Source organism: Pseudomonas guineae (genome assembly GCF_900113745.1).
Lineage (GTDB): Bacteria > Pseudomonadota > Gammaproteobacteria > Pseudomonadales > Pseudomonadaceae > Aquipseudomonas > Aquipseudomonas guineae.
The window spans coordinates 44,937-59,081 of the sequence record NZ_FOQL01000007.1; the positions used below are offsets into that span (position 1 = coordinate 44,937).

Annotated in this window: 14 protein-coding genes; 1 reads left to right on the forward strand and 13 read right to left on the reverse strand. The window is 57.9% G+C overall.

Annotated features, from left to right (window positions below; all coding sequences use genetic code 11):
* Positions 1-354: 354 nt before the first annotated feature.
* The 12 genes from BMZ32_RS18690 to putP all read right to left on the reverse strand — a co-directional run bounded on the left by BMZ32_RS18690 (position 355) and on the right by putP (position 12,433).
* A complete protein-coding gene (locus BMZ32_RS18690; protein WP_090244878.1) occupies positions 355-1,620 on the reverse strand; it encodes a flagellar hook-length control protein FliK in 1,266 nt (421 codons plus the stop codon).
* A 116-nt stretch (positions 1,621-1,736) separates the two neighbouring features.
* Positions 1,737-2,090: an Hpt domain-containing protein gene (locus tag BMZ32_RS18695; RefSeq protein WP_090244880.1), complete on the reverse strand. Its 354-nt coding sequence runs from the start codon at positions 2,088-2,090 to the stop codon at positions 1,737-1,739.
* A gap of 30 nt (positions 2,091-2,120) precedes the next feature.
* A complete protein-coding gene (locus BMZ32_RS18700) occupies positions 2,121-3,815 on the reverse strand; it encodes a fused response regulator/phosphatase (RefSeq protein ID WP_090244883.1) in 1,695 nt (564 codons plus the stop codon).
* A 14-nt stretch (positions 3,816-3,829) separates the two neighbouring features.
* Positions 3,830-4,135 carry an STAS domain-containing protein gene (locus BMZ32_RS18705; protein ID WP_090244886.1) on the reverse strand — a complete coding sequence of 102 codons (306 nt, stop codon included), beginning with the start codon at positions 4,133-4,135 and terminating at the stop codon, positions 3,830-3,832.
* A 145-nt stretch (positions 4,136-4,280) separates the two neighbouring features.
* A complete protein-coding gene (fliJ, locus tag BMZ32_RS18710) occupies positions 4,281-4,733 on the reverse strand; it encodes a flagellar export protein FliJ (RefSeq protein ID WP_090244888.1) in 453 nt (150 codons plus the stop codon).
* Positions 4,734-4,736: 3 nt separating this feature from the next.
* Entirely contained in the window at positions 4,737-6,098 is a 1,362-nt protein-coding gene (gene fliI, locus BMZ32_RS18715) for a flagellar protein export ATPase FliI (protein ID WP_090244891.1), read from the reverse strand.
* Positions 6,088-6,912 carry a flagellar assembly protein FliH gene (gene fliH / locus BMZ32_RS18720; protein WP_090244893.1) on the reverse strand — a complete coding sequence of 275 codons (825 nt, stop codon included), beginning with the start codon at positions 6,910-6,912 and terminating at the stop codon, positions 6,088-6,090. Before fliH ends, fliI begins: the two co-directional genes overlap by 11 nt.
* A gap of 270 nt (positions 6,913-7,182) precedes the next feature.
* Positions 7,183-8,199: a flagellar motor switch protein FliG gene (fliG, locus tag BMZ32_RS18725; RefSeq protein WP_090244896.1), complete on the reverse strand. Its 1,017-nt coding sequence runs from the start codon at positions 8,197-8,199 to the stop codon at positions 7,183-7,185.
* Positions 8,192-9,979 (reverse strand): flagellar basal-body MS-ring/collar protein FliF, encoded by a 1,788-nt coding sequence (fliF, locus tag BMZ32_RS18730; RefSeq protein WP_090244898.1) that lies wholly within the window; start codon positions 9,977-9,979, stop codon positions 8,192-8,194. Before fliF ends, fliG begins: the two co-directional genes overlap by 8 nt.
* A 15-nt stretch (positions 9,980-9,994) precedes the next feature.
* Positions 9,995-10,324, reverse strand: a complete 330-nt coding sequence (fliE, locus tag BMZ32_RS18735) for a flagellar hook-basal body complex protein FliE (protein ID WP_090244902.1) — start codon at positions 10,322-10,324, stop codon at positions 9,995-9,997.
* A 94-nt stretch (positions 10,325-10,418) separates the two neighbouring features.
* Entirely contained in the window at positions 10,419-10,640 is a 222-nt protein-coding gene (locus BMZ32_RS18740) for a VF530 family protein (RefSeq protein WP_090244905.1), read from the reverse strand.
* Positions 10,641-10,948: 308 nt separating this feature from the next.
* A complete protein-coding gene (putP, locus tag BMZ32_RS18745) occupies positions 10,949-12,433 on the reverse strand; it encodes a sodium/proline symporter PutP (RefSeq protein WP_090244908.1) in 1,485 nt (494 codons plus the stop codon).
* 426 nt (positions 12,434-12,859) lie between these two features.
* On the opposite strand from putP, the gene BMZ32_RS18750 reads away from it, so the two are divergent.
* The gene (locus tag BMZ32_RS18750) at positions 12,860-13,717 is read left to right on the forward strand and encodes an HDOD domain-containing protein (RefSeq protein ID WP_090244910.1); all 858 of its coding nucleotides are present in this window, start codon (positions 12,860-12,862) and stop codon (positions 13,715-13,717) included.
* Positions 13,718-13,725: 8 nt separating this feature from the next.
* On the opposite strand, the gene BMZ32_RS18755 is transcribed toward BMZ32_RS18750, so the two are convergent.
* A complete protein-coding gene (locus tag BMZ32_RS18755; RefSeq protein ID WP_090244913.1) occupies positions 13,726-14,145 on the reverse strand; it encodes a group I truncated hemoglobin in 420 nt (139 codons plus the stop codon).

A 14,145-nucleotide genomic window follows, 5' to 3' on the forward strand; every position in this document is an offset into this window, starting at 1 on the left:
AGTCTGTCAACAAACCTGCTCACTACGGGTGGCCCAGCACCTTAAGATGATGCGGCCAAGGCATCGGTAAGCGCACGCCCCAAACAAAATCGCCCGGCTCCCACACAGTGGCAGCCGGGCGAATCGCAGTTTAGATCAGTGAGCCATGCAACTACAGCAGCAAGCGCCTCAGAATCCACCCAATGCCAACGGTGCATCGGCCCAGCCGGCCTAAAAACCGGCTGGGGCGCTTGCACGCGCCGAGGATCGAGTGAAACAAGTGGTGCTTATTGCCATCGCCACGCTCATCTGTCGAAGGCTGTTACTGGCAGAGCGCCTACATGACGCAAGGCGCGCGAGCCTTTGAATTAATACTCAAGCGTAGTAATCAACCAAACCCCGGACACTGCCAGAGGCCGTGTGGGTTGATTGAACCACGCTCAAGGGCAGCCCTTCTTCCGCACCCTGCGACTCATCGGAGGCTCCGCTACGCCCCCTGCCGTCGCCGTCGCCGCCGCCCTGCCCTTGCCAGCCACGGCTAAGCGACTGATCGGAGACATTCACATCCAGCTGATTCATGCCTTGCTGGGCGAACAGCTCACGCAGGCGATGCATCTGCGCATCCAGCGCCTCACGCACCCCAGCATGCGGGCTAGCGAAAGTGACCTGGCTTTGCTCCTGATTGACACTAATGCGAACCTCCAGGCGCCCCAGCTCGGCAGGATCGAGTTGGATTTCGGCGGATTTGAGATTCTGGCTGGACATCACCATCACCCGGTCCACCACCGCCTCACTCCAACCGCCCTGCTGCATTGGCACAGGCTGCCCCACCACAGGCGCGCGCGCAGACAACGAATTCTGTTGGCCAATGGCCTGAGTCAACGCATTGAGCTTGCTGACAAAGTTTTCTGGTGTGCTATTCGCTGTACCTTCCTTCAGCGCTTCAAGGCTTTTACCTGTCAAGGCTTCGAGCTGTAATTCCGGTAGCTCCAGCGCTTCACCCTCTACCGGCACCTCGTCCTGCATCAATTGGCCGGCCAGCACGCCTTGACTCGCGCTCTGCGTCGCCAGTTTAGCCTGCGCCAAAGGTGAAGCGACTTGTTCGGCCAGCGCTTTTTCCTTTGCCCCAATCTCCAAGGCCATGCGCACCGCCGGAAGTTGGTTGAGCGCATCCAGCTCAGCATCGAAACTGGCCTCGGTCAGGCTCGCCGGCCCCGAACTTATCAGCCCGGTGGTTACCAGAAAAGGCGCAGGCTCGGTGTCGAGCGTGAGTTCTTGCGCCTCTTGCGCAGGTAGCTCGCCGGTTATACCGAGCAACAATAGCGGGTCAAGCGCAGCACCATCGTTTGCCGGATCACTCGGCAAAGGCTTGCCGCTATCGGCAACCTCGCTCTGCCCGGTGGCGGCAACGGACTGCGGATCATCGTCTGGTATTTCTTTCGGTTTGCTTTCACGCGCAGGCTTGGGGGACGCTTCGTTACGCTCTGTGGCCTTAGCCTGGCGTTCATTGGCATACACCTGGGAGAAGCTGGACGCTTGATTTTTATTGGGCTGCGCGGATTTTTCCGGCGGTTTTTCTGCAGCAGCCCTAGGCTTTACGGCTGGTGCCGACTTAAGCAGCAGATCGGGGGCAACGGACATGGATACTCTCCGCACGGGATTGGTCGTGCAGAAGGTTTTGCAAAGGCCGGGCCAACTTATTGGCGCAAAGATAAACGGGGATGGAATGCAGCAGGCGCCTACTCAGCGCAGCAAAACTAGTGCAGGTAACGTTGACGCTCGGATTTAAGCAGGATGCGCACAATGGCAAATTCACGCTCGACCTGCTCAACCAACTCGGGGGCTTGCTCCAGCTGCTCACGCCGCCCGGCTTCTTCTAATTGTTTGCACAGCCCGGCCAGCAGCAGAGCGCCCATATTGCTGCAACTGCCTTTAAAGCTGTGCGCCGCCAAACGCAGACTCTGCGCATCTGCCGCCTGCTCAGCCTGGCGTAGCACCAGCAGGCGCTCTTCAGAGTCAATCAGAAAGGTATCCAGCAGCACCGGGTATTCATCTTCCATGACGTCCTGTAATGCCAGTAACACTGTGCTATCGAGATGAATATCGGACAACGGCTCACTCCCTGGGCGCTATTAGGTGGATTATGCCCCAGGCACCCAGGAAAACTCCACGCGCACTCCCGGTTCGCCATCACCCCAACTGCAACGCTCACTCAATTGCCTGACCAACGCCAGTCCACGACCGCTTAGCCTTTGGGTATCGCGGGGCTGCGCTGACAACAGCGGTGCATTGAAACCCGAGCCACTGTCCTCGACCCGAACAATTAAACGCCCGCCAGCACCCTCGGGGATTAATTGCAGGTGAAAACGCACATAACCGTCTACCAGTGCGGCCAGTCGCACGCTGCGCTGGCGGTAATATTCGGCAAATCCCTCGGCATTCGCCTTGAGCGTCGAATCCAAGCCCAGTACGCCGTGCTCAAGGGCATTCGAATACAGCTCGGCCAGCACACTGAACAAGGCACCGCCTTGAGGCCGCAACCCTTGCACTTCAAGCAGCAACTGCAAGAGGAACGGCAGTGGGTTGAAATGACGCAGGGTTTCACCGCGAAACTCGAAGCTCGCCGACCAATCCAGTGAGTGGCTCTGGCCATTGTCGGCAAAGGCTAGTGGTGGCCGGCTCAAGGCGGCTTGGTCGACCAGACTGACTTCAACCAGGCTGACATCATCCTGCTGCTCGCCACTGAAATGTGCCAACGCCTGTTGAATTTCTGAAAACAGCGCTGCCTGTTGCCGATTGGCGCTGAACACCTCGAGCAAGCGCCCCTCACCGAACAGCTCACCCTGCTTGTTACACGCCTCCAGCACGCCATCGGAGAGCAAGAAAACCCGGTCACCCAGCGCCAGCGGATAAACCTCGTACTTGTCGTTGAACGCGCCTGGCTCCAATACCCCCAGCGGCAAATGCCGCGACACCAGCGGTATCCGCTCACCATTACCGTGCAGCAGATAACCATCCGGCAGACCGCCGTTCCACACCTCAACTACCTGGCGCTGGAAGCTGATGTTGAGCACGGTCGCGCAGCAAAAAACGCCCACGGGCAAGATGTGTTTGAGCTTGGCATTGATCTCACGTAGCACTTCTGCCAGGGAGTACCCCTTGGCCGTCATGCCATAAAACACCTCGGCCAGCGGCATCGCACCTATCGCCGCCGGCAAACCGTGACCTGTGAAGTCGCCCAGCAATACATGCATGCCACCAGACGGTTTGAACGCCGCGAGCAGCAGGTCCCCGTTAAACACCGCATAGGGCGATTGCAGGTAGCGGATGTTAGGCGCATCCAGGCAGCCGGAATGGGTTACCTTGTCAAATACCGCCTTAGCCACCCGCTGCTCGTTAAGCAGGTGTTCGTTGTGCATGGCAATCAGATCACGCTGCTGCAAGACGGTGTCCTGCAAACGCCGCAGACGGTCCATCGCATTGATCTTGGCTTCGAGAATGACCCGATTGTAGGGTTTGGCAAGAAAGTCATCACCGCCGGCCTCCAAACATCGCACCAAGGCTTCGCCTTCGGTCAGGGAGGTAAGAAAGATGATCGGCACTAACGCATCGCCGGCCGCCTGCTTAATCCGCCGCGCGGCTTCGAAACCATCCATTACCGGCATCAATGCATCCATCAGCACCAGCTGTGGACGCTCCTGCTCGAACAAAGCGACTGCCTCTAGGCCATTGCTAGCAGTCATTACCCGGTGCCCCTGACGGCTGACGATGGTCGACAGCAGCATGCGATCAGCGGCGTTGTCTTCAGCGATTAGAATGGACAGGCGCTCTGGCATAGCACGCGCCCCGATCAGGTGATTTTGAACAACTGCTCGAAATTCGAGATGGCGAGAATTTTGCGCACATCCGGGTTGCAGTTGAGCAGACTGATCTGCGCACTGTCGCCGCCGGCGTGATCACGCAGTAACAGCAGCATACCCAGCGCCGAGCTGTCCAGATAGGTAGTGCCCTTGAGGTCTACTACGTAGCGCTGCGGCGAGCTGCTGACGCGCTCATAGGCATTGCGAAACTCCTGATACGCAGCAAAATCGAAGCGTCCCTGAATCACAATGGTCAGCTCTTGCCCATCGGATGAGGGCTGCGAGGTGATGGCCATGAATTACTCCTATCAACGAAAAGACAAGGCGCACACTCAGGTGAGCCAGCTGCAAGCTCTGCACAATCAAGATGTAGCACCGCAGGGCCCATGCAGCAACTGTTTAGGCGCTATTGAGCCGTCATTGAGGCCGTTATAACCGCGTTTAATACTGCGAGTCACGCGCCACTAAGCGCTGCGAGAGCTCATCGAGCAGCTTCTGCTCGCGCTTGTCTTCAGCCATGCGCGCTTCGTCCTGATAGCGTTTGACCAATTTGCGTAGCCCTTCCATACGGGCATAGCGCTGCTGCCAGACCTCGCGCACCTTGTCCATATTGGCCCGGTGCCAATCGACGCTGTTGCGCTGCTGGCCGATGGCACCTTCTAGTTGAGTGAGAAAGCGCTGGTAGTTCATCAGCCACTGCCCGGAAACGCCGTGCTGACCTTCGCTGATCCATTGCTGCTGGTAATCACCGCGGTAGCGTTCCAGGTCTCCTAGCTGCACTTCAGCCTGACGCAGCAAGCCTTGACAATGGCCTAACTGGAGGGCCGCTTCTCGCTCGGCACGCTCAGCCATGATCACTACTGGCCCCAGCCGTGCTGCACGGCTTTGCGCCATGACTTATGGCCCTGTTGCAGCAGGGTTGAAGATCGCAGCCAGCTGCGCACTGCTGTCTTCCAGGCTTTCGTTATCGTGCAGACCCTGTCGCAGGTACTTGACCATGGCAGGCTGACGGGCAATGGCCAGGTCGGTATCAGGATCACCACCCGGCACATAGGCACCCACGCTGATCAAGTCGCGGCTCTGCTGATAACGCGACCACAACTGCTTGAACCGCTGCGACTGGCGCAGATGCTCGGCACTGACTACCTGTGGCATCACTCGACTGATCGAGGCTTCGATATCGATAGCCGGATAATGCCCCTCTTCCGCCAGCCGGCGCGACAGCACGATATGACCATCGAGCACGCCACGAGCGGCGTCAGCAATCGGGTCCTGCTGGTCATCGCCCTCACTGAGCACGGTGTAAAACGCAGTAATTGAACCGCCACCCTCTTCCGCATTACCGGCACGTTCTACCAGCCTAGGTAGGCGGGCAAATACCGAAGGTGGATAACCCTTGGTCGCAGGCGGCTCACCGATGGCCAAGGCGATTTCACGCTGCGCTTGAGCAAAACGCGTCAGTGAGTCCATCAGCAGCAAGACGTTCTTGCCTTTGTCGCGGAAGTATTCGGCTATACGCGTGCAATACATGGCGGCACGCAGGCGCATCAACGGCGCATCGTCGGCCGGTGAGGCCACCACCACCGAGCGTTTGAGACCCTCGTGACCGAGAATCTCGTCGATAAACTCTTTTACTTCACGGCCCCGCTCACCAATCAGGCCGACCACAATGATGTCGGCTTCGGTAAAGCGCGTCATCATGCCCAGCAGCACAGATTTACCCACACCGGTACCAGCAAATAAGCCAAGGCGCTGGCCACGACCGACGGTCAGCAGGCCATTGATCGAACGGATACCCACATCCAACGGCTCACTGATTGGGTGGCGTTTGAGCGGATTGATCGTTGGGCCATCCATCGGCACCCAGTCTTCGGCCTTCATCCCGCCTTTGCCATCGAGGGCGCGACCGGTGCCATCGAGTACCCGGCCGAGCATCGACATACCCATGGGCAGTCGGCCGGTATCCGGCAGCGGCACTACACGCGCACCAGGCGCGATACCAGCCAGACTGCCGACCGGCATTAGAAAGATTTTGCCATTGGAAAAACCCATCACCTCGGCTTCCACCTGCACCGGATGATAGCTGTCGTCGTTGATTACCAGGCAGCGGCTGCCGAGTGCGGCACGCAGGCCTTCAGCTTCTAAGGTCAGGCCAACCATGCGCAATAAACGGCCTTCAACCTGGGGCTGGGTTGGCAGCGCCACAACATCGCTGTAACCGGCCAAGCGCTTGGCAAAACTGACCCGCTCAAGGCGCATCCGGCGTCGCCTCAGGGGTTGCTTCAGGAGTTGCCTCTGGAGTGTCTAGCTCAGTCTGCAGATCGGCTTCCAGCGGATGCATGGCCTGCTCACGCTGCTGTTCGAATAACTGCTTGATGGCCTGATTCAAGCGGGTTTCCACAGTGGCATCGATACGGCTGAGTTCACTTTCCACCCGACAACCGCCAGGCAGTAAAGCGACGTCTTCGAGAATTCGCCAGCTCTCTTCGTGGCGCTCACGCAACGCTTTGACCATCTCGAAATCTTGCGGATTAAGGTGAATGCGGATATTGCCAGCGCCCATCGGCAGCAACTTGAGCGCCTCGCTCAGCACCTGACGAATCTGACTGGAGTCGCTCACCAGCTCACGCTGAATCACTTGGCGTACGATCTGCTCAAGCAGCTTGATCAGTGCTTCTTCGACCTGCTGATCCTGCTCAGCAATCGGTTCGAACAGCTGAGTCATCAGTTGCTCCAACCCGCCTATTTTTGCCGCCAAGGCGGTATCGGCTTCCTGCTTGGCTTTGAGCTGGCCGGCATGGAAGCCATCTTTTTCGCCAGCGGCAAAGCCTTCGTTATAGGCATCCTGACGAATCGCTTCCAACTCATCCAACGTCAAGGGTTTGACGTCTTCCAGGGCCACCTCTTCGCTATCGGCCCGTTTGTCCGTCTCTGCGGTCGACTCGATGGCTTGCTCTTCTGCAAGAGGCTCTGGCGTCGCCGCTTGCGGGTCAAAGCTGGGCAACGCCCAGACGTCAACGCCCTTGAGGTCCTTGGCGCGAATCAGTTCGCTGGCCGGCTCTTTACTGGACATGGCGTTAGGGTCTGATGACATTTGTTCGCGAGCCGCGTTGCCGCGTCAAACCCTGCCAGGCAAGGCGCGAGACGTAGGCAATGGTCGCTCCCTTGCCAAGTCCCGCAACGCCGCATTGCAGGGGTTGACTCGCAAGCCGAAGGGACGGGGCACGCTTGGCGCAGGCCGTCGTTACTCGTCGTTCATTTGGAATAGCCAAACCACTCTCCTCATGCCTAGCCCTGCGCCAAGCGGACTACCGTCGCGGCCGCGCACAAATGTCATCAGACCCTACACCATTTCCTCGCCACCCTTGCCGCCCAAGACAATTTCCCCGGCTTCGGCCATACGCCGGGCGATGGTGAGAATTTCCTTCTGTGCAGTTTCCACGTCGCTGACGCGAACTGGGCCTTTGGCCTCCAGGTCGTCGCGCAGCAGTTCGGCGGCACGTTTGGACATGTTCTTGAAGACCTTTTCCTTGATGGCCTCGTCAGCACCCTTGAGCGCCAACACCAGCACGTCGGACGACACTTCACGCATCAGCGCCTGGATACCACGGTCATCGACATCGGCCAGGTTGTCGAAGACAAACATCAGGTCTTCGATCTGGCTGGACAGGTCCTCGTCGACTTCGCGGATCGAGTCCATCAACTGGCCTTCAACCGAGCTGTCGAGGAAGTTCATGATATCGGCGGCACGCTTGACCCCACCCATTGCCGCGCGAGTAGTGTTGGAGCTGCCGGAAAACTGTTTTTCGAGTATCTGGTTGAGCTCTTTCAACGCGGCTGGCTGCACGGTATTCAGCGAAGATACACGCAGCACGATATCCAACCGCACCTTGTGGTCGAAATGGCCGAGCACTTCACCCGCCTGATCAGGGTCGAGGTAGGCGACGACGATGGCCTGAATCTGCGGGTGCTCATAGCGAATCACATCCGCCACGGCGCGCGGTTCCATCCATTTAAGGCTGTCTAGGCCACTGGTGCTGCCGCCCAGGAGAATGCGATCAATCAGATTGCCGGCTTTGTCTTCACCCAAGGCCTGAGTAAGCATCTTGCGGATATAGCCGTCAGCACCGACGCCCAAGCTGGTCTGATCGCCGACGATATCGACAAACTCGCCCATGACCTGCTCGACCTGCTCGCGCTGGATGTTGCGCATACCAGCCATGGCCACGCCAACCCGCTGCACTTCCTTCGGCCCTAGATGGCGCAATACTTGGGCCGCGTCCGTTTCGCCGAGCGACAACAGCAAAATCGCGGCTTTTTCGACCTTGTTCAACTTAGCGACGGTTCGATTATCACTCATCGGCGTTGATCCACTCTTTCACAACCTGGGCTACGCGGCCCGGATCTTCAGCGACCAGGCTCTTGATGGCGTTTAGCTGCGCATCATACCCCTCACTTGGGCTAGGCAGGAGGATGCTTTGCGGTCCACCCAGGCTGACCCGATCCTCGGCCAAATCACCGCCTAGCCCGCCCATCTCACCGAGTTCAACATCGCGGCCACGGCCATCACCTTGCCCTCTGCCTGCGCCGGTAATGTTGTTCAGCACGGGGCGCAGCACACCAAATACCAACACCAGGATAAATAGAACGCCAAGCACTTGCTTGACCACGTCCCAGAACCACGGCTGGGTGTAGAACGGAATTTCAATCAGCTCTTCACCCAGCTCGGTGGAGAACGGCGTATTGATCACGCTGACGCTGTCACCACGACTGGCATCGAAGCCCACCGAGTCCTGCACTAAGCGGGTAAAACGCGCCAGGTCATCACTGCTCCACGGCACCCGAGTGACCTCACCGGTCGCAGCATCGACCTTGGCTTGATCGTCGACCACCACGGCTACCGACAAGCGGCGCAAACGTCCCTGCTGCTGTTTGGTGTAGCTGATAGAGCGGTCCAGCTCGAAGTTACGCGTGGATTGCTCGCGCTTGTCCGCCGGATAAGGCGCGAGCATCGCCAGGCCGGTAGCGGGATCGATGATCTGCGCGCCATTGGCATCTAGCAGCGGCTGCCCAGGCGCAATCGCCCCTGGCACGGCCGCAGCACCGGCGCCCGCTTGCTGCGGCGCGGCAGCGGCACCTGGCGGCTGATTGCTCAGGGCCCCGGGCACGCCTTGCGGTGACAGGCTGGTAGTGCGCTGTTCGTTAACCGACTGCTCACTGCGTAACGCTGGTTGGTCGGGGTTGAACATTTCCGAGGTGGACTCCACCGCGCTGAAATCCACATCCGCTGACACTTCGGCCTTGTAACGACCGGAGCCCAGCACCGGCTGCAGAATATTGTGCACGCGCTGCGTAAACAGGCTTTCCATACGGCGGCTGTAATCAAATTGCTTACCGGCCATGGTCAGCTCGGACATTTCCTGAATGTCCGAGAGCAGGTTGCCCTTCTGATCGACCACGGTGACCTGGGCCTTATTCATTTCCGGTACGCTGCTCGCAACCAGATTGACGATGGCCATCACCTGGCTCGGCTCCAGACTGCGCCCCGAATACAACTCAACCAGCACCGAGGCGCTGGGCTTACGTTCATCGCGTACGAACACCGAGCTTTTCGGAATAGCCAAGTGCACGCGGGCTGCTTTGATGTTGTTCAGGCTGGCGACCGTACGCGCCAGCTCGCCTTCGAGGCCACGACGGTAGCGGGTGGCTTCCATAAACTGGCTGGTCCCCAGGCCTTGCTCCTGGTCGAGAATCTCAAAGCCTACGCTGTTGTCTTTCGGCGCAACGCCAGCAGCAGCTAGACGCATACGTGCCCGGGCCAGGTCATCCGCCTTGACCAACAACGCGCCAGAGTTAGGTTCCACGGTGTATTTGATATCGGCAGCGGCGAGCGTCTCCATCACCTGCGAGGCATCCATACCGTCAAGGCTGCCATACAGCGGACGGTAATCCGGCTGTTGCGACCACAGCACCACGGCAAAGCCGATGGCCACGCTGGCAGCTAGACCAACCAGCAAACCAATCTGCCGCAACATCGACATATCGGAGAGGTTTTCCAGAAAGGTCAGGCCGAACAATGGTTTTTTCGGCTCACTACCACCGGTGGTGGCAGGTACGTTTGCGGCGACAGCTTCAGCCATGATTTAGCCCTACCCTTAAACCGGCATCTGCATAATGTCTTGATAAGCCTGAACCAGCTTGTTACGCACCTGGGTCATGGCTTGGAAGGAAACGCTGGCTTTCTGCGAAGCGATCATCACGTCGGTCAAATCCACACCGCTGGTGCCCATTTCAAAGGCAGTCGACAGTTGGCTAGAGGCCTGCTGGGTTTCGTTGACCTTGCCCACCGCCTGCCCGAGCATTTCGGAGAAACTCGGCGCGCCGGGTTCAGGTGTGCTGGCGACAGGCTTCTGACGCACCATGGCGTCGGCCTGCATAGAACGCATTTCCAGCATCAAACGGTTGAATTCAACACCCTGGCTCATCTCTACCTCCACTGGCCGCAGTTTTTTGACGCTTTGCGGCGTTTGCAGAGGTATTGCAACAAGGGTGCCAGGTTACCGTCTTGGAGCTCAGTGCCTATCTACGTGCTTGCGAACGGATATACAGCGCTTCAACCTTCTCCCGCGCCCAAGGCGTCTTACGCAAAAAGGTCAGGCTGGACTTGATGCTCGGGTCGCTCTTGAAGCAGCGAATGTCGATACGTTGCGCCAAACCATCCCAACCGTACTGGGCAACCAGGCCGGTGAGAATGGTTTCAAGGGTCACGCCATGCAGCGGATTATTCGGTGATTGAGTCATGCAGAACCTGTACGGACAGCCTGGTTGAAAATATGCGCCACCTTAGCTAAGCGCGCGCCTGACAGAAAGTGCAAAAACCAATACCGGAGCGCCTGTATCGCCATAACCGCGCCTAGAACAATTTTTGACGTCGCCAAGGGAAGCCGCAGAGTGATTACCTGGATGGCGAAAAAAACCGGCCCAACACAAAAGGTGTGGGCCGGCAAAGTAACGTCGATAAGTTGGACAGTGCGAGCAAGGCATAAGCCATTAACCCTTGTCTGCCTGTCGCGCCTGCAAGCAATCACTTACAGACGCAGGTCATTGCATCAGGCCAGCTTACGCTCGACTTCGTCGAACTGGGCTTGTATCTCTGCTTCAGGCTCGGCAGTCATCAGACTGACAACGATGATGGCAATGGTCGCCAGGATAAAGCCCGGGATAATCTCGTACAGATCGAAGACCCCGCCGGACAGTTGCTTCCAGACCACCACGGTGATGCCACCCAAGACGATACCTGCCAAAGCGCCATTGCGATTCATGCGTTTCCAGTAAAGCGACAGCAGGATGGCCGGACCGAATGCGGCACCGAAGCCAGCCCAGGCGTAAGAAACTAGACCCAGTACGGTATTTTCCGGGTTCATGGCCAGCACCAGAGCGATAAGCGCAATCAGAACCACCGCGCCGCGACCGATCCATACCAGCTCGGCATCACCGGCATCTTTCTTCAGGATGGCTTTGTAGAAGTCTTCCGCCAGCGCCGAAGAGCTAACCAACAATTGCGAGTCAGCGGTGGACATGATTGCCGCCAGCACGGCGGCCATCAGGATACCGGCCACTACAGGGTGGAACAGGCTGTTGACCAACACCATGAATACGGTCTCGGCATCCGCCAGATCAGTTTCCAAGTAACCCAAGGCTATCCAGCCGATGGACAGGGCAGCCACGAGGGTAAGAGCAGTCCAGCTGACGGCAATGCGACGGGCAGTCGGAATGTCTTTGTCGTCAGAAATCGCCTTGAAGCGAGCGAGGATGTGCGGCTGACCAAAGTAGCCAAGCCCCCAACCGAGCAACGAGAGAATCGCGATAATACCTAGCGGCTCGCCCTTGGCGTCGTTGAAGAAGGTCAGTAGCTCAGGGTTTTTCGTGGCGATGGCCAGGTGTGCAGCTTCGAAGCCCCCCACTGCATTGAGCGCGAACACCGGCACCAAAACCAATGCAGCGGCCATCAACAAGCCTTGCACCACGTCGGTCCAGGCTACCGCGAGGAAGCCACCGAACAAGGTGTAGGAGACTACGGCCAGGGTACCGACGACGACGGCGATCTTGTAGTCGAAGCCGAATACGGTTTCGAACAGCTTGCCGGATGCCACCAAGCCCGAGCTGGTGTAGAACAGGAAGAAGGTCAGAATGATCAACGCCGAGACCACGCGCAAGGCACGAGACTTGTCGTTGAAACGATGTTCGAAGTAGGACGGCATAGTCACCGAGTCATTGGCCGTGTGCGAGTAAACGCGCAGGCGCTGAGCGACGAACAGCCAGTTCAGCCAGGTACCGGCCAACAGCCCGACAGCGATCCAGGTGGCCTCGAAACCGGCCGCCAGAGCATAGCCCGGAAGACCGAGCAGCAACCAACCACTCATATCGGAAGCGCCAGCCGAAAGCGCTGCGGTAGTTGGGCCGATGGAACGACCGCCGAGGATGTAGTCGGACAAATTGCTGGTGCGCTTGTAAGCCACCAAACCTAACCACAACATCATTATCAGGTAGACCACGAAGGTCACCCCTACAACAAAAACGTTCTGCTCGTTCATCTTGTTGTTCTCGTGTTGGCGCGGCTCAGGCCGCGACTCTAATTTTAAGCGGCCGTTTTATGCGGCCACTGCCTTAAACCACTGACCAAGCCCAAGGGGCCAGCAGCAGCGAAACACGCAGCAACTCTTCAGTAACCACGCAAGAACACTTACTTATGCGGCAACTGTTTAGTATTAGTTCTAGCGCACATTCGCAGATAGAACCAAGGCAACCTGCGTACTACGCAAATAGGGAGCTGAATTTAGTGGCAGAGGCATAAGCGCTTCTTACAAAAAACTCTGGAGTTTTTGCAAAATCCTCCGGGCAGGGAACTTCCGGCAAACAGGCGTTTAAAGCGCTAACGCATCAAATACACGATAACCTGTAGCACTAGTATAGTCGTGCAGTGCCGATCTAGACTGCCTGCAACAGCATGGAGGTGTGCATTGCAGAGCGAAACATCCGACTACTCAATCTACCGGCGTTTAGTCTCGCAGCTGATGCGGGGTGAAGAACAATTGCCCAGCCTGCCGACCATCACCATGGATATCCGCCGCGCATTAGGTGATCCAAATATCTCCCTTAGTGCCCTTACGCGCTTAGTCAGTCGCGACCCGGCGCTCAGCGCTCTGCTTATGAAACATGCGTCAAGCGCGCTGTATCGCCAAACCGCGGCGCCGAAATCCCTGCTTGAAGTAATCAACCGCCTCGGTATGGCCGAAGTCGACCGGATTACCATGGCACACAGCATCAAAAGCCTGTTCACCTTGCACAGTCCCGGGCATAAACGGCTATTTGTCGAAGCTTGGGAGCGCCTAGTGATCAAGGCCAGCACCTGCGCCATGCTGGCGCGCCTGCTTGGCCGGGTGACAGCGGAGCACGCCCTACTGGCCAGCCTGCTCAGTGAAGTGGGCACCCTGGCTGTGCTCTCGGCATTTCGCAGCGAAAACGTCACACCCTCCACTGAGCTGTATGACAAGCTATGCAACGAGTACAGCAAGTCGCTCGGCATTATTGTGCTGAAGAAATGGTCGGTGGATAACGACTATATAGAGATCATTCGCAACACCGGCAATTGGCAATCAAGCCCGGGCGACACGCTGCAATTGCTGGATTTGGTCAACCTAGCGCGCTATCACACAATTAAGGCGCGCGAGCCAAATGCCGATTTACCGCCATTACAGGAACTGGCGGCATATCAGAAGCTGATGCCGCCGCAGGACTTTATCGACGAAAACGGTGAACTTAGCCTGCTGAGCAGCCATCGTACCGAGATCCTCGCAATCGCCCAAACCTTGCGCTGAGCCACGTTTTAACGGTCAATTACCTGCGCCCGCATCGGCGCAAGGCGTGCCAATAGGCGGTTCTGCGCGGGCATAGCGACGCCTTGGCGACTCATGGCCGCCTGCAAGTTCTCGACCAGGGCATTGAAGTCACTCGGTGTGAGGTTCTGGCCCTTATGGCTGTCTTCCATGCTGTCGCCGGTATAGATGCATGGACCGCCGGCTTCTACGCAAATCTGCTCCACCAGCTTGTCACGCAAACGCACAATGTCGATATTCTCGAAGTGCCGGACGATGCGTGTATCACCGGCGATATTCAGCAGCATGCCTTCGACGATACGGGTAATCCCGGCCTGCTCGCCTAGGTCACGGTAGAGGCTGTCGTCTTTAGCCGGCTGATGAGCACAGGCACTCAGGACCAGAACAATCAGAAACAGCAGGCTGCGCAT